This window comes from Qipengyuania triglochinis (assembly GCF_054655615.1).
The window spans coordinates 773,919-787,938 of the sequence record NZ_BAAHND010000001.1 but is presented as its reverse complement, the minus strand read 5'-3'; the positions used below and the strand labels follow the sequence as shown (position 1 = coordinate 787,938).

General features: G+C 59.3%; 16 protein-coding genes. 9 read left to right on the top strand and 7 right to left on the bottom strand.

Going from position 1 to position 14,020, the window contains the following annotated elements; all coding sequences use genetic code 11:
• Positions 1–10: 10 nt before the first annotated feature.
• The 4 genes from ilvN to miaA form a co-directional block, all read right to left on the bottom strand.
• Positions 11–526 carry an acetolactate synthase small subunit gene (gene ilvN / locus ACYQ0G_RS03955; RefSeq protein WP_460099564.1) on the bottom strand — a complete coding sequence of 172 codons (516 nt, stop codon included), beginning with the start codon at positions 524–526 and terminating at the stop codon, positions 11–13.
• Positions 523–822, bottom strand: a complete 300-nt coding sequence (locus ACYQ0G_RS03950) for a hypothetical protein (protein WP_460099562.1) — start codon at positions 820–822, stop codon at positions 523–525. The genes ilvN and ACYQ0G_RS03950 overlap by 4 nt, the downstream gene beginning before the upstream one ends.
• On the bottom strand, positions 822–2,582 hold the full coding sequence (gene ilvB, locus ACYQ0G_RS03945; protein ID WP_460099560.1) for a biosynthetic-type acetolactate synthase large subunit: 1,761 nt from the start codon (positions 2,580–2,582) through the stop codon (positions 822–824). Before ilvB ends, ACYQ0G_RS03950 begins: the two co-directional genes overlap by 1 nt.
• Positions 2,583–2,675: 93 nt before the next feature.
• Positions 2,676–3,629, bottom strand: a complete 954-nt coding sequence (gene miaA, locus ACYQ0G_RS03940) for a tRNA (adenosine(37)-N6)-dimethylallyltransferase MiaA (protein WP_460099558.1) — start codon at positions 3,627–3,629, stop codon at positions 2,676–2,678.
• Here miaA and serB point away from each other — a divergent pair.
• Positions 3,622–4,506: a phosphoserine phosphatase SerB gene (gene serB, locus ACYQ0G_RS03935; RefSeq protein ID WP_460099556.1), complete on the top strand. Its 885-nt coding sequence runs from the start codon at positions 3,622–3,624 to the stop codon at positions 4,504–4,506. The genes miaA and serB overlap by 8 nt on opposite strands.
• 68 nt (positions 4,507–4,574) lie before the next feature.
• Here serB and purL read toward each other — a convergent pair whose 3' ends face one another.
• From purL to ACYQ0G_RS03920, 3 genes are all read right to left on the bottom strand, one after another.
• Entirely contained in the window at positions 4,575–6,809 is a 2,235-nt protein-coding gene (gene purL, locus ACYQ0G_RS03930) for a phosphoribosylformylglycinamidine synthase subunit PurL (protein ID WP_460099553.1), read from the bottom strand.
• 62 nt (positions 6,810–6,871) lie between these two features.
• The gene (locus ACYQ0G_RS03925; RefSeq protein WP_460099552.1) at positions 6,872–7,552 is read right to left on the bottom strand and encodes a hypothetical protein; all 681 of its coding nucleotides are present in this window, start codon (positions 7,550–7,552) and stop codon (positions 6,872–6,874) included.
• A 14-nt stretch (positions 7,553–7,566) separates the two neighbouring features.
• On the bottom strand, positions 7,567–7,962 hold the full coding sequence (locus tag ACYQ0G_RS03920; protein WP_460099550.1) for a DUF2177 family protein: 396 nt from the start codon (positions 7,960–7,962) through the stop codon (positions 7,567–7,569).
• Between the two features lie 64 nt (positions 7,963–8,026).
• Between ACYQ0G_RS03920 and ACYQ0G_RS03915 the strand changes: the two genes are divergently transcribed.
• The 8 genes from ACYQ0G_RS03915 to ACYQ0G_RS03880 all read left to right on the top strand — a co-directional run bounded on the left by ACYQ0G_RS03915 (position 8,027) and on the right by ACYQ0G_RS03880 (position 13,976).
• On the top strand, positions 8,027–8,281 hold the full coding sequence (locus ACYQ0G_RS03915; protein ID WP_460099548.1) for an exodeoxyribonuclease VII small subunit: 255 nt from the start codon (positions 8,027–8,029) through the stop codon (positions 8,279–8,281).
• A gap of 3 nt (positions 8,282–8,284) precedes the next feature.
• The gene (locus tag ACYQ0G_RS03910; protein WP_460099545.1) at positions 8,285–9,193 is read left to right on the top strand and encodes a polyprenyl synthetase family protein; all 909 of its coding nucleotides are present in this window, start codon (positions 8,285–8,287) and stop codon (positions 9,191–9,193) included.
• Positions 9,193–9,705 (top strand): pantetheine-phosphate adenylyltransferase, encoded by a 513-nt coding sequence (gene coaD, locus ACYQ0G_RS03905; protein ID WP_460099543.1) that lies wholly within the window; start codon positions 9,193–9,195, stop codon positions 9,703–9,705. The genes ACYQ0G_RS03910 and coaD overlap by 1 nt, the downstream gene beginning before the upstream one ends.
• Before the next feature lie 82 nt (positions 9,706–9,787).
• Positions 9,788–10,465: a peptidylprolyl isomerase gene (locus ACYQ0G_RS03900; RefSeq protein ID WP_460100621.1), complete on the top strand. Its 678-nt coding sequence runs from the start codon at positions 9,788–9,790 to the stop codon at positions 10,463–10,465.
• 37 nt (positions 10,466–10,502) lie between these two features.
• Positions 10,503–11,531, top strand: a complete 1,029-nt coding sequence (queA, locus tag ACYQ0G_RS03895; RefSeq protein WP_460099540.1) for a tRNA preQ1(34) S-adenosylmethionine ribosyltransferase-isomerase QueA — start codon at positions 10,503–10,505, stop codon at positions 11,529–11,531.
• A 9-nt stretch (positions 11,532–11,540) separates the two neighbouring features.
• Entirely contained in the window at positions 11,541–12,482 is a 942-nt protein-coding gene (locus ACYQ0G_RS03890; protein ID WP_460099538.1) for an ABC transporter ATP-binding protein, read from the top strand.
• The gene (locus ACYQ0G_RS03885) at positions 12,479–13,243 is read left to right on the top strand and encodes an ABC transporter permease (protein ID WP_460099535.1); all 765 of its coding nucleotides are present in this window, start codon (positions 12,479–12,481) and stop codon (positions 13,241–13,243) included. Before ACYQ0G_RS03890 ends, ACYQ0G_RS03885 begins: the two co-directional genes overlap by 4 nt.
• 157 nt (positions 13,244–13,400) lie before the next feature.
• Complete coding sequence (locus ACYQ0G_RS03880) at positions 13,401–13,976, top strand: outer membrane beta-barrel protein (protein ID WP_460099533.1); 576 nt, start codon at positions 13,401–13,403, stop codon at positions 13,974–13,976.
• The last annotated feature ends 44 nt before the right edge of the window (positions 13,977–14,020 follow it).

Below are 14,020 nucleotides of genomic sequence, written 5' to 3'. Positions count from 1 at the left end.
TGTGCGACCGTTATTCGGCTGACGGCCCGCGCATCATTCCCACGATCCCCGAGCGGCCGACCTCGACCAGGCCGAGTTCGCGCATAAGGGTGATGAAACTGTCCACCTTGTCGGGCGAGCCGGTCAGCTCGAACACGAAGCTTGCGGTGGTGGTGTCGACGACATTGGCGCGGAACAGCTCGGCGATACGCAGCGCCTCGACGCGCGCGTCACCCTTTCCAGCGACCTTGATCAAGGCCAGCTCACGCTCGACATGCGCGCCGCTTTCGGTGAGGTCGATGACCCGGTGCACCGGCACCAGCCGCTCGAGCTGGGCGCGGATCTGGTCGATCACCGGCTGGGGGCCGCGCGTGACCACGGTGATGCGGCTGATTGCGTGATCTTCGGAAATGTCCGCCACGGTGAGGCTGTCGATATTATAGCCGCGCGCAGTGAACAGGCCGGATATCTTCGCCAGGATACCCGCCTCGTTGTCGACGATCACGTTGAGAACGTGCCGCTCGCTGGATTGTTCGGCGATCTTCATTCGCCGCGATCCTGCCATACGGGCGCGAACATCCGGCCGGAGCCGTCATATTCAGCGATGAATTGGCGGCCGCGGCGCACGGCTTCGAAATTCTCGGTCTGCCGGCTGAGATCCAGACCTTCGTCGATCAGCAGCCAGCTGCCATCGGACTGTGCCTGTGCCACATCCACGCCGAGAAACCGTTGGCCAGTCTCCTCGATCCAGTCGAGCAATTCTGCCGCATTTTCGCGCGTGTACCAGTTGCGACGCTGCGCCTTGGCGGCCAGCGCCGCCGGAAGTTCTTTCGAGATAACCATTATACGAGTGCCTTCGCTTCGTCGTCCATCGTGCCGCCGACCTTGTCGCCGTAAAGCAGCATCTCGGTATGCGCGGCGCCGCTGGGAATCATCGGGAAGCAGTTTGCTTCCTTGGCGACCATGCAATCGACGATCACCGGACCGTCATGCGCCAGCATCGCCTCGATTCCTGCATCGAGCTGGCTCTCATCCTCAATGCGGATGCCTTTCCAGCCATAGGCCTCGGCCAGCTTCACGAAGTCGGGCAGGCTGTCTGAATAGCTGTTCGAATAGCGGCTTTCATAGGTGAGTTCCTGCCACTGGCGAACCATGCCCATGTATTTGTTATTCAGGATGAAGACCTTGACGGGCAGGCGGAACTGGCTCGCGGTTCCGAGTTCCTGGATATTCATCTGGATGCTCGCTTCACCCGCGATGTCGATCACCAGCGCATCAGGGTTGCCCAGCTGCGCGCCGATCGCGGCAGGCAGGCCATAGCCCATTGTGCCGAGGCCGCCGCTGGTGAGCCACTTGTTCGGTCCCATGAAACCGAAATATTGCGCCGCCCACATCTGGTGCTGGCCGACCTCGGTGGTGATGATCGGATCGCGATCCTTCGTCAGTGCAAAGAGCCTCTCGATGCTCTTTTGCGGCATGATAAGGTCCGATTTTTCAGGATAGGCAAGGCAGTCGCGCGCCTTCCACCCCAGTACTCGTGCTTTCCATTCGGAAAGATCGCGGCCCTTTCTATTGCCCCAGCCTTCGAGAAGCTGTTCGAGAACGTGGCCGCAATCGCCGACGATACCGAGGTCCACCGGCACGATCTTGTTGATCTGCGCCCGGTCGATGTCGATGTGAATTTTCTTCGCCTCCGGCGCGAAAGCATCGAGCCGGCCGGTCACCCGGTCATCGAAGCGCGAGCCTACCGCGATGATGAGGTCTGCGCGGTTCATCGCCATATTGGCTTCATAGGTGCCATGCATGCCGAGCATGCCGAGCCAGTCGGGATGATCGGCAGGAAATGCGCCAAGTCCCATCAGCGTGCTTGTCACCGGCGCTCCGGTCTTGTGCTGCAACTGGCGCAAAAGCTCGGAAGCGCGGGGGCCTGCGTTGATCACCCCGCCGCCGGTATAGAAGATCGGCCGTTCTGCTGATGCCAGCATGTCCACCGCCTCGGCGATTTCGTCCGCTGCGCCAACCATGCGTGGTTGATAGCGATGCGAGGGCAGGGGGGCGGAATCCTGTTCGCCCCATTCGGCAAGCGCGATCTGCACGTCCTTGGGAATGTCGACTACGACCGGACCGGGCCGCCCGGTGGTTGCAATCCGAAATGCCTCTTCCACGGTGGAGCGCAGCTTGGCCGGATCCTTCACGAGGTAGTTGTGCTTGGAGCAATGGCGGGTCAGGCCGACCGTGTCCGCTTCCTGGAATGCGTCTGTCCCGATGAGGCCGGTCGGCACCTGGCCGGTGATGACCACCATGGGGATCGAATCCATATAGGCGTCGGCAATGCCGGTTACCGCATTGGTTGCGCCCGGACCGCTGGTGACCAGTACGACGCCGGGCTTTCCGGTGGAGCGCGCATAGCCTTCGGCTGCGTGGGCCGCGCCTGCTTCATGCCGCACGAGGATGTGGCGAATACCGCCATCGGCGGCACCCTCCGCAAACAGTTCGTCATAGATCGGCAGCACTGCGCCACCAGGATAGCCGAACACGAATTCGACACCCTGCCGCTTCAGGCATTCGATCAATATGGCAGCTCCGCTGCGCTCTTCCGACACGTATTCCTCCACTCAAGTCGCAAATCGGCCCGGCGCTTGGGGTCGTAGCGCCGAGCCGACAGAACCTTCGTATGGGAAACTAAAGGGCTGCTGTCAACTCGATCGACGCAACAATGATACAAAAATATCGTATTCATCGATATTTTTATTATCACATCGCGCCCACGATCCCGGCGGCTGATGCCTGAACCACGTATATTGCCGCTTGGCGTACTGCCGTGTGGCGCGCTGGCCAGAGACGATGGCTTGATCCCGCGATAGATCGCCTTGCACCAGCCCCGCTATTTCTGGCACACCGATGGCCCGCATGACCGGCAGCGAGGGGTCGAGCTGGCGCGCCAGCAAGGCTTCGACCTCTCCTATAGCGCCGCCATCCAGCATCATGATGAAGCGGCGATCGCAGCGCTCGTACAACCAATCGCGTTCGGGCAGAAGGAGGAGAGGGTAAAGCGAGACTTGATCGCCGATGCCGCCGGTCTTGCGATCTTGCCATTCCTTGAGCGTTCGGCCGCTCGATCGCACGACTTCCAGCGCGCGCGTGGTCCGTGCAATGTCTGCCGGGGCAAGCCGGGCAGCGGCCTCGGGATCTTCGATTTCGAGAGCGGCGCGGGCGCTGGCCTGATCCAGCGAGCGGACATCGGCGCGGATCCCGGGGGCGATTTCCGGAACCGGGGCAATGCCTTCCAGCAGTGTCCGCATGTAAAGGCCGGTGCCGCCGCACAGGATCGGCACGGCGCCTTCAGAATGAAGCTGGGCGATTTCGCGCTTGGCTGCTGCAGCCCAGTCGGCCGCAGAGCAGGGCGTGGCGCCGTCCCAGGCCCCGAACAGACGATGTTCGATGCCGCCCATGTCCTCCACGCTCGGGCGCGCCGAAAGGACATGCAGGTCGGAATAGACCTGGGCACTGTCGGCATTGATCACCACCGCGCGCCGTCCCTGCGATTCGATCCGCTTTCCTAACCTCACTGCCAGATCGCTCTTGCCGCTGGCGGTCGGCCCTGCAATGAGCGCAAGTGGAGGCAAAACAGGGGAATTCTCTATGCTCATCGCCCGGCTGATAGCAGAGGCGAACAGTCTGGAAACCCGGCTCGACGCAGCGAGCAAGGCGCTGGCGTCAGCGGGCATGCCCGTGGCAGAAGCGTCGATGCTGGATTTCTGCGGTGATGTACTGCAGATCGCGCTGCCGCATGGCGAAGCCAAACAGGCCATGGCCGTGCTGGAAGACCATTTCGGCGAATGCGACATGCTGGTGGCCGATCACGCGTTCGAAATCCCGCGCCTGTTCGTTTCCGACATGGATTCGACCATGATCGGGCAGGAATGCATCGACGAATTGGCCGATTTTGCTGGCATCAAGGACAAGGTTGCCGACATCACCGAGCGTGCGATGCGGGGAGAGCTCGAGTTCGAGACCGCATTGCGGGAGCGTGTGGGACTGCTCGAAGGGCTGGGCGAAAGAGCGATCGACAATTGCCTGGCAGAACGGATCACACCGGTTCCCGGTGCGCGCACTTTGGTCCAGACGCTGGCGTCTAAAGGCTGCCGCTGCGTTCTGGTCACCGGGGGATTTCATCATTTTGCGGACCGGGTGGGCCAACAGCTCGGGTTTGAACGGGTCGTCGGCAACCGCCTTGCAGTCCATGCAGGCGTGTTGACCGGCAAGCTGGCGGGGCCGATCAGCGACGCCTCGACCAAATTGGCGACGCTTGAGGAAGAGCGCGGCTTGCTGGGCGAAGGCGCACGTGTGCTTGCTACCGGCGATGGTGCAAACGACATCCCGATGATCGAAGCGGCCGATTATGGCATAGCCTATCGGGCCAAGCCAAAGGCCCGCGATGCAGCGAATGGGCGGATCTCCAGCGAGAACCTCACTGCCATCCTGAAGCTGTTCGGTATCCCCGAGAGCGAGTGGGTGCAGGGCTAAGCCAACCCCTTACACCGCGAGCGATTGCTGTTCCCCAATGCCTTGGGCAAAAGGGAACAGCGTTTCGATCAGGCCTCCATCCATTCGTCGAAGAACGAACGGTGCGCGGCGCGCATCTCGTCTATCGAGTTGCCGAACAGGGTCGTGCCGCCAGTCTTGCCGATGCGGCGGAAGCCGATGGATGCGGTTTCGTCGTTTTCCGTACCTCTGGCGAGCGCTTCGTTGAGCGCCTGCGCATCGGGCACAGTGACAATGTAGCGGCCCTGGTCTTCGCCGAACCACCACTGCGCCTGCGTGTAATCTTCGTGCCGTTCGACATCGGCACCGATGCCGCCGGCCATCGCCATTTCCGCCAGCGCGACTGCCAGGCCGCCGTCGGACACATCGTGAACCGCGCTGACCAGCCCATCGGCAATAAGCTGCAGCACGATCTTGCCCGCGTTCTTCTCAACGGTCAGATCGGTAGGCGGGGTGCGCCCTTCATCACGGCCGTGGATCTCGCTCAGCCATAGCGACTTGCCGAGATGGGAGCGTTCCGGGTCCGGGGTGGCCCAATGTTCGGCGCGGATCAGGTAGATCGCCTCGCCCTCTGCCTTGAACGGCATGGTCATCATGCGATCGTAATCGTCGATGATACCGACACCGCCGATGGCCGGGGTGGGCAGGATGGCCGAGCCGCCGCCGGTCGCCTTGCTCTCGTTATAGAGGCTGACGTTGCCGCTCACGATCGGGAAATCGAGGACGCGGCAGGCGCGGCCCATACCTTCGAGCGCATGGACGAACTGGCTCATGATTTCGGGCCGCTGCGGATTGCCGAAGTTGAGGCAATTGGTCACCGCAAGCGGACGCGCGCCGACTGCGCACAGATTGCGATAGGCCTCGGCAATAGCCTGCTTGCCGCCTTCATAGGGATCGGCATGGACATAGCGCGGCGTACAGTCCGTGCTAATTGCCAGTGCCTTTTTCGTCCCATGAACGCGGACCACGCCCGCGTCGCCGCCGGTCTGCAGCGTATCCGCGCCGACCTGGCTGTCGTACTGCTCCGAAATCCACCGGCGCGAGGACAGGTTAGGCGAGGCGAGCAACTTCATCAGGTCGCCACCGACATCATTGGTGTCGGGACGCTCCGCCATCGGCGTAATGCCGGCCCAGGCGGTATATTCTTCCTTCGACAGATACGGGCGATCATATTCGGGAGCATCTGCCGCAAGGGGCCCCAATGGGATGTTGCACACGACTTCGCCGCCGAATTCCAGCACCATGTGCTGCGTGTCAGTAACTTCGCCGATGACAGCGAAATCCAGCTCCCACTTTTCGAAGATGGCCGCTGCCATTTCTTCCTTGCCGGGCTTCAGCACCATGAGCATCCGCTCCTGGCTTTCGCTCAGCATCATTTCATACGGCGTCATGCCTTCTTCGCGGCACGGCACCTTGTCCATATCGAGGCGGATACCGGCCTTGCCATTGGTGGCCATTTCGACGCTGGACGAGGTGAGGCCCGCTGCGCCCATGTCCTGAATTGCCACAATCGCATCGGTCGCCATGAGTTCGAGGCAGGCTTCGATCAGCAGCTTTTCGGTGAAGGGATCGCCGACCTGCACCGTGGGGCGCTTGGCCTCGGCATCTTCCTCGAAATCGGCCGAAGCCATCGTCGCGCCGTGAATGCCGTCGCGGCCGGTCTTGGAGCCGACATAGACGATCGGATTACCCACGCCCGTTGCCGCGCTGTAGAAAATCTTGTCCGCATCGGCGACCCCTAAGGTCATCGCGTTTACGAGGATGTTGCCGTCATATGCGGGGTGGAAGTTCGTTTCGCCAGCGACAGTCGGGACGCCGACGCAATTGCCATAGCCACCGATGCCTGCGACCACGCCCTGCACAAGGTGCTTCATCTTGGGATGATCGGGACGGCCGAAGCGCAGCGCATTCGCATTGGCCACCGGCCGTGCGCCCATGGTAAAAACGTCGCGGAGGATTCCGCCCACGCCGGTCGCCGCGCCCTGATAAGGTTCGATATAGCTGGGGTGGTTATGGCTCTCCATCTTGAAGATCGCCGCCTGACCGTCACCGATATCGATTACGCCGGCGTTCTCGCCGGGGCCGCAAATCACCCAAGGCGCCTCTGTCGGTAGCTTCTTGAGATGGAGGCGGCTCGACTTGTAGGAACAATGTTCGCTCCACATCACTGAGAAGATGCCGAGTTCCACAAGATTGGGCTCGCGGCCGAGCGCGTTGAGGACGCGCTGATATTCTTCTTCGGAAAGGCCGTGCTGGGCGACGAGGTCGGGGGTGATTTCGCTCATGGCCCGCGCCCTTACGGTGCCACGCGCGCCGGCGCAATATGGCGGCTGCGATATGGTAGTTATCAGGGAGGAGGACTGCCCACGCCAAGCCCTACTTCGGCGCGATGCCACCGTGTCTTACCAACCCAATAAGCGAGGGCTGTCAGAACAGCAAAGGCCAGCAGGGCCGGAGCTATAAATGGAATACTTAAATCGGTTGGTTTCGGCCCAAACCAATTTGCTGACTGTAAGGCGAGCAGCGCGCCAAGGAGAATAAGAGGCGGAACAACCGGGCCCCTAGTGCGAGCCAGATACCACCAGAAGGCCAACCCCAAGAGCGCAGCTTCCAGCACCATGGCTGCCAAAGGGAAATTCCACAGCCCAAGACCGAAAGTCGTTTCGCCCCCTGCCAGGGTAAGATCCGACCGGTGATTGAACCAATCGAGGACCCAGTGCGAGCAGACTACCAGTGAACCCCATACGGCCGCGACTGAATTGCGCATCGTCACCGCCACGACAAGTCCAAATATAACTCCGATTATCGCTGTCCCCGCAAGGCTGTGGGTGTATGGATAGTCGTAGAAATCAATAGGGCTGATCGCGGTGATGCCCGGAGCCGGTCGCATGTGTTCAATCTCACCGAGGACGAGCAGAAAAAAGATCCAGTCCACCAATTGTGCGGCAATGAACAGTGTGCCCAGTTTTGGTGCCTCACCGGTAATGGCTCTCGCTGCGAAGGCTGGCGCAAAATGGCCGATGAACATGGCTTGCTTGACCTTTAAACGAGTTTCTCGGCAGCAATGGTGGCTACGCTTGCAGCTATGGCGGTTGCAGCAGCGCCCCAGCAGATATCTGTTATGGTGACAACGGTAGACCAGCGCTTGAGGGTAGCGTGGTTCGTAAGGTCGTAAGTGGCGTAGCAGATCGAGCCGAGCAACGCACCGTTCAGCGCTGCCGCATCCAATCCATCGCACAGGCCCGGACGCACCGCGAACCAGACGATGGCAAAGACATAAGCCGCGTAGAATATGAGGGCGGGTACGAAGCGAAAACTACGCGCCAGTATTTCGCCGATCCGGGGGTGATAGAAATTGGGTCCCGCCCAGCGGATCCACAAAGCGTCGAGCCCCCCAAATGTTACGGCAGCGGCAATGAAGGCGACAATCCACGTCATATCCGCTCCCCCGTTCCAGCGCCTTCTTGACCGGAGGTCCGCGCCCCGTCAATGCTCCGCCACGATGACAGAGGGCCAAGACAAACCGATTGGCGAGATGAGCTTCGAGGAAGCTCTGCGCTCGCTGGAGATTACCGTTCGCCGCCTCGAAAGCGGCGAAGTGCCGCTCGATGAGAGCATTGCGCTTTATGAACGCGGAGAAGAATTGCGCAAGGCATGCCAGAAGCGGCTCGACGATGCGCAGGCCAAGATAGACAAGATTGTCACCGACAGCGAAGGCCGCCCTTCCGGCACGGCTCCCTTCGATGCGGATAGCTGAAGCATGCACGCCGTAACTGCCATGCCCGACCGCCTCGCAGAAGCTCTCGAACAGGTTCAACAAGAGGTTGATGCCGCTTTCGACGCTTTCCTGCCGGTTCCGGAAGACACTCGTGCTCGGCTGGTCGAAGCGATGCGCTATGCGGCAATCGGCGGTGGCAAGCGCGTACGCCCCTTGCTGGTTTGCGCGACCGCAAAGCTGTTCGGGGTGGACCGCGACGCAGCCGTTGCTGCTGGCTGCGCTGTGGAGGCGATCCATTCCTATTCGCTGATACATGACGACCTGCCATGTATGGACGATGACGATCTGCGACACGGAAAACCCACCTTACACAAGGTTTACGACGAGGCGACGGCTGTTCTGGCTGGTGATTGCCTTCATGCGCTGGCTTTCGATATTCTCACTATGCCGGGCACCAGCAGCGACCCATTCGTGCGGTCCGAACTTGTCGCGACACTGGCACGCGCAAGCGGGCATGCGGGAATGGCTGGCGGGCAGATGATGGACATCGTTTCCGACGAAGAAAAATATGATTTGCGGCAGGTAACCCGTCTCCAGCAATTGAAAACCGGTGCCCTCTTGGCAGCAAGCGTGGAGATGGGTGCTATTCTCGGCAAGGTTCCCCCGGAAGGACGGACCCATTTGCGCGCTTATGCGCGCGATATCGGCCTTGCTTTTCAGATTGCGGACGACCTGCTGGACGTGGAGGGTGATGAGACCAAGGCTGGCAAGGCACTGCGAAAAGATGAAGAGCAGGGCAAGCAGACCTTCGTTACTCTGATGGGCCGCGACAAGGCCCGCGCACAGGCCGAGATGCTTGTGGATCAGGCTGGCGATCATCTCGCCGGATATGGTGAAGACGCCAAAGTACTTGTCGATCTAGCGCATTTCGTTGTGAAGAGAGATCACTGATGGCTGAACGGATCGGTATCTATCCGGGCACTTTCGACCCGATCACCTTGGGCCACGCGGACATCATCCGGCGCGGTAGCAAGTTGGTCGACAAACTGATTATCGGCGTGACGACGAACCCGTCCAAAGACCCGATGTTTTCTACCGAAGAGCGGTTCGACATGGTCGAGCGTGAGATAAAGACTATGGGCCTCGAAAATGTCGAGGTGGTTGGTTTCAACGCGCTTTTGGTAAAGTTCGCCCAGAAAATGGGGGCTTCGGTGCTCATCCGAGGCCTGCGCGCTGTCGCAGATTTCGAATACGAATATCAGATGGCCGGAATGAACCAGCAAATTGATGACGATATCGAAACGGTATTCCTGATGGCGGATGTGTCGCTACAGCCCATCGCATCTCGCCTGGTAAAGGAAATCGCGTTGTTCGGCGGTGATATTACTCCCTTTGTCAGCAAGGATGTATGTGACGATGTCATCGCGCGCGTGCAGGAAAACGGTCAGTTGGGGGACTACTGACCCCCGGGCCAAACCATTCATTGAACGGACAGCGCCGCATCGCTAGGGCGACATCCACACAGGACAATTCGACGGAAATATGATGCTCAAGTCTTCGCTTGCCCTTGCCGCCGCCGCACTTGCGGTAATCGCCCCGGTTGCTGCTACCGCTCAGGAAGCAGAGACCGCTGCGCCCGCGCGCAAGGTCTACGATCCGATCAATTACAATCTCACCGAAGATCTGGAGAACATTCTGTTCCTGGACCTGTCCAATGGGGAGCGTGTGGCTGTTCGGCTGATGCCGAGCTGGGCCCCCAATCATGTAGAGCGGATCAAGACCCTGGCTCGCGAAGGCTTCTACGATGGGGTGATCTTCCATCGTGTGATCGATGGTTTCATGGCGCAAACGGGCGATCCGACCGGAACGGGGCAGGGCGGAAGCGAGCTTCCGGACCTGGAAGAAGAATTCAATCCTATGCCGCACGTTCGAGGAACTGTATCCATGGCGCGTGCTGCGAGCGAAGACAGCGCTAATAGCCAGTTTTTCCTCGTGTTCTATCCGCGGTTCAGCCTCGACAAGAAATACACCAACTTCGGCCGGGTGATTTCCAATATGGAAGCCGTTGACGCGATTAACCGCGGCGAACCGCCGGCGAACCCCACGCTAATTTTGCAGGCTTCTCTGGCGTCAGAAAACAAGGCCAAACCCGCTGCAGCACCTGCGATCATGTCCGACGCGCCCGTAACGGCAGATGATCTGAACGCGCCGATCGAAAACTGAGTTTCCTACTGCGCTGCCAGCGTCTAATGGCGCTGGCATGCGCGTTGACCTCTTCGATTTCGATCTTCCCAACGAACGTATTGCGCTTCGTCCTGCGCGGCCGCGTGATGCGGCGCGGATGCTGGTGGTGGGTAAGGATGATTTCTTCGCTGACCGGCATGTGCGGGATTTGCCCGACCTTCTGGAACCGGGCGATGTGCTGGTCTTCAACGACACGCGGGTAATTCCTGCGCAGCTCGAGGGACGGCGCGGAGAGGCGAAAATAAGTGCAACGCTGCACAAGCGTATCGACCTGCGGCGTTGGCAGGCATTCGTTCGCAATGCGAAGCGTTTGCGACCCGGTGACTTAGCCGAATTCGGTGGCGGAGTTACCGCCGTCGCGGAAGAACGGCTGCCGGATGGCAGTTTCGTCCTTGCGTTCAAAGGGGAAGAACCGGTCGAGGTCCTGCTCGAGCGTGCGGGTACCATGCCATTGCCGCCCTATATCGCAGGCAAACGCCCTACCGATGCGCAGGACCGCGAGGATTACCAAACGCTGTTTGCGAAAGAAGACGGTGCTGTAGCCGCCCCGACTGCAGCGTTGCATTTTACGGATCGGCTCATGGCTGGTCTTGCCGAACGGGGCATTGTGACGGAGACACTTACTCTTCATGTCGGCGCAGGCACGTTTCTTCCTGTCAAAGCCGAAGATACAGACGATCATCAGATGCATTCTGAATGGGGCAGGATCGAATGCGAGACAGCTGACCGCCTCAATGCTGCCAGGGCTAAGGGTGGACGCATCATCGCAGTTGGGACGACAAGCCTTCGGTTACTGGAAAGCGCGACGGGCGAAGATGGTGTGATCCGTCCTTTTGCGGGCGACACCGATATTTTCATTACCCCCGGGTACGAATTTCGCGCGATCGACGGTTTGATGACCAACTTTCATTTACCCAAATCTACGCTTTTTATGTTGGTCAGCGCGCTCATGGGCACCGAGATAATGCAATCGGCCTATGCTCACGCGATAGGTGAAGAATACCGATTCTATTCCTATGGTGACTCTTCTCTTTTACTTCCCTAGATCGCGCGAATGAACGAACCGATCCTCGAGCTCGACGGCCTCACCAAGGTCTATCCCGGCGGGCTCAAGGCGCTCGACCACGTAAGTCTGACTATTCGTAAGGGCGAGATATTCGCCTTGCTGGGACCGAATGGCGCCGGGAAAACTACTCTTATTGGCGCGATCTGCGGCTTGGTGCGGCCTACCGGCGGTACCATGCGCGCTTTCGGCCATGATTTATCCGATGACTGGCGTAAGGCACGGGCACGCATTGGCCTCGTTCCCCAGGAATTAGCCACGGATATGTTCGAACCGGTAGAACGGGCTGTCGCTTATTCACGCGGACTGTTCGGGCTTCCTTCCGACCCCAAACGGATTGAGGAAATCCTGCGCAGTCTCAGCCTCTGGGACAAGCGCGATACGCGGATCATGGCTCTGTCGGGAGGAATGAAGCGCCGCGTACTCATCGCCAAGGCGTTGGCTCACGAACCAGATTTGCTGTTTCTGGATGAACCAACTGCAGGTGTGGATGTCGAACTGCGCAAGGGGATGTGGTCTATCATCGACGAGATGCGGGAGCGCGGCGTTACCGTAATTCTCACTACCCATTACATCGAAGAAGCCGAGGAAATGGCAGATCGGGTGGGCATCATCCGCAAGGGCCAGCTCATCATGGTGGACGAGAAGGAGGCGATGATGGCCCGGCTCGGAAGAACCGAGGCACACATAACTCTGGCGCAGCCCATTACGGACCTACCATCATCCGTCGCCCGGTACCCTGTAGAAATTGAAAAGGGAGGGACTTCACTCTGTTATCGCGGTGGTGACGGAACCGGGCGTGGCAAGGGCGAAGTTGCCGAGATTACGAAAGCCCTGTTGGCAGCAGGTATCGACTATACCGGCATCGAGGTGCGCGAGAGCAGTCTTGAGGATATCTTCGTGTCGCTTCTGGGCGAGGAGGAAGCAGCATGATTTCCTGGCGCTCGACCTGGTCGATCTACACCCGTGAGCTTATGCGCTTCCTGCGCACGGCCTTCCAGTCGGTACTCGCCCCGGTGCTGACAACTTCACTGTATTTTGTCGTCTTCGGCGCGGCGATAGGGGGGCAAATGCCCGACCTCGACGGGGTCGATTATGGGGCGTTCATTATTCCGGGTTTGCTGATGCTGACCCTGCTGGGAGAAACCACCAGCAATTCGAGCTTCGGTATCTACATGCCCAGATTTACGGGCACCATTTACGAGCTTCTCAGCGCGCCCGTCGGCGTGGCCGAGACTCTCATAGGCTTCGTGGGTGCAGCCATGACAAAAAGCCTGATCCTAGCGACAATCATTCTACTGACGGCGCGGCTTTTCGTGGATTACTCGATTGCCTATCCGGTTTTAGCAATCTTCTACATTATGCTGGTTGCCGCCGCATTCAGCCTTTTCGGCTTCATCCTCGGCATTTGGGCGGACAGCTTTGAAAAGCTCGGCATAATTCCCCTGCTTTTCCTCACTCCACTAACGTTCTTGGGTGGTACCTTCTATTCCATCGACATGTTGCCCAAGCCGTGGGACACGATCGCACTGGCCAATCCGATTGTGTATCTTGTGAGCGGATTACGCTGGACTTTTTACGGCAGCAGCGATGTGAACATCTGGGTGAGTTTCGGTATTACCCTTGGCTTCCTTGCCGCATGTACTGCGGTAATTGCCTACATATTCAAAACGGGTTGGCGGCTTAGAGCCTGAACTCCCGATCATAGCTGTCAGGCACTATTCATCCCTTAAAGCGAATGGAGGTCATTCCAGCCGTCGCTGGATGTCGTCAATTTGCAACAGTGTGGCAAAAATGATTTTTTAATCTTGTAGAGGGCGCGCCTCGATTCCTATTTGCGGCGCGTTCGGATTGCCGAACGCGATTATCAGGATAGAAAAAATGAAAAAGATTGCTCTCTTCGCAGGAATGGCCGTTGCTGCCGTCGCTCTCCCTTCCGCTGCCCAGGCGCAGCAGGCGGAACCCTTCGTCGGCGTGTCGGGTGGCTACCATGATCTCGGCGCAGATGATGTAGACGGTGATTTCGACATCGACGTTGAAGATTCCAGCGCCATTCTCGGCATTTTCGCCGGTGCAGATTTCGCCGCGGCGTCGAATGTTTTTGTTGGCGTGGAAGGAAACTACCACTTCGGATTTAGTGCCATCGACAGCGAATACGGTGCATCTGCACGTCTCGGTTTCCGCGATGCGGGCGGAGCCAAGTATTACGTACGTGGTGGTTATCAGTGGGTCGATCTCGACGTGGCTGAACTGACCGGCGTCGATGAAGACATCATCGACGATCTCGATATCGATGATACCGGCGGCGACTACCTGGTTGGACTTGGTGCAGAATTCCCGATCGGCGGCGCTGCGCTTCGCGTGAACCTGGATACCATCGCATTCGACACCGTGCGTGCGACAACCGGTGTTGCTTTCAACTTCTGATAGCGCACTCTTACAATCGGGGCGGGCCTTTAGCGAGGCCCGCC

What these genes read in the sequence shown, in the direction of transcription:
- ilvN (WP_460099564.1), bottom strand. Translation starts at nt 526, where the DNA reads ATGAAGATCGCCGAACAATCCAGCGAGCGGCACGTTCTCAACGTGATC.
- ACYQ0G_RS03950 (WP_460099562.1), bottom strand. Translation starts at nt 822, where the DNA reads ATGGTTATCTCGAAAGAACTTCCGGCGGCGCTGGCCGCCAAGGCGCAG.
- serB (WP_460099556.1), top strand. Translation starts at nt 3,622, where the DNA reads ATGCTCATCGCCCGGCTGATAGCAGAGGCGAACAGTCTGGAAACCCGG.
- miaA (WP_460099558.1), bottom strand. Translation starts at nt 3,629, where the DNA reads ATGAGCATAGAGAATTCCCCTGTTTTGCCTCCACTTGCGCTCATTGCA.
- purL (WP_460099553.1), bottom strand. Translation starts at nt 6,809, where the DNA reads ATGAGCGAAATCACCCCCGACCTCGTCGCCCAGCACGGCCTTTCCGAA.
- ACYQ0G_RS03925 (WP_460099552.1), bottom strand. Translation starts at nt 7,552, where the DNA reads ATGTTCATCGGCCATTTTGCGCCAGCCTTCGCAGCGAGAGCCATTACC.
- ACYQ0G_RS03920 (WP_460099550.1), bottom strand. Translation starts at nt 7,962, where the DNA reads ATGACGTGGATTGTCGCCTTCATTGCCGCTGCCGTAACATTTGGGGGG.
- ACYQ0G_RS03915 (WP_460099548.1), top strand. Translation starts at nt 8,027, where the DNA reads ATGACAGAGGGCCAAGACAAACCGATTGGCGAGATGAGCTTCGAGGAA.
- ACYQ0G_RS03910 (WP_460099545.1), top strand. Translation starts at nt 8,285, where the DNA reads ATGCACGCCGTAACTGCCATGCCCGACCGCCTCGCAGAAGCTCTCGAA.
- coaD (WP_460099543.1), top strand. Translation starts at nt 9,193, where the DNA reads ATGGCTGAACGGATCGGTATCTATCCGGGCACTTTCGACCCGATCACC.
- ACYQ0G_RS03900 (WP_460100621.1), top strand. Translation starts at nt 9,788, where the DNA reads ATGCTCAAGTCTTCGCTTGCCCTTGCCGCCGCCGCACTTGCGGTAATC.
- queA (WP_460099540.1), top strand. Translation starts at nt 10,503, where the DNA reads ATGCGCGTTGACCTCTTCGATTTCGATCTTCCCAACGAACGTATTGCG.
- ACYQ0G_RS03890 (WP_460099538.1), top strand. Translation starts at nt 11,541, where the DNA reads ATGAACGAACCGATCCTCGAGCTCGACGGCCTCACCAAGGTCTATCCC.
- ACYQ0G_RS03885 (WP_460099535.1), top strand. Translation starts at nt 12,479, where the DNA reads ATGATTTCCTGGCGCTCGACCTGGTCGATCTACACCCGTGAGCTTATG.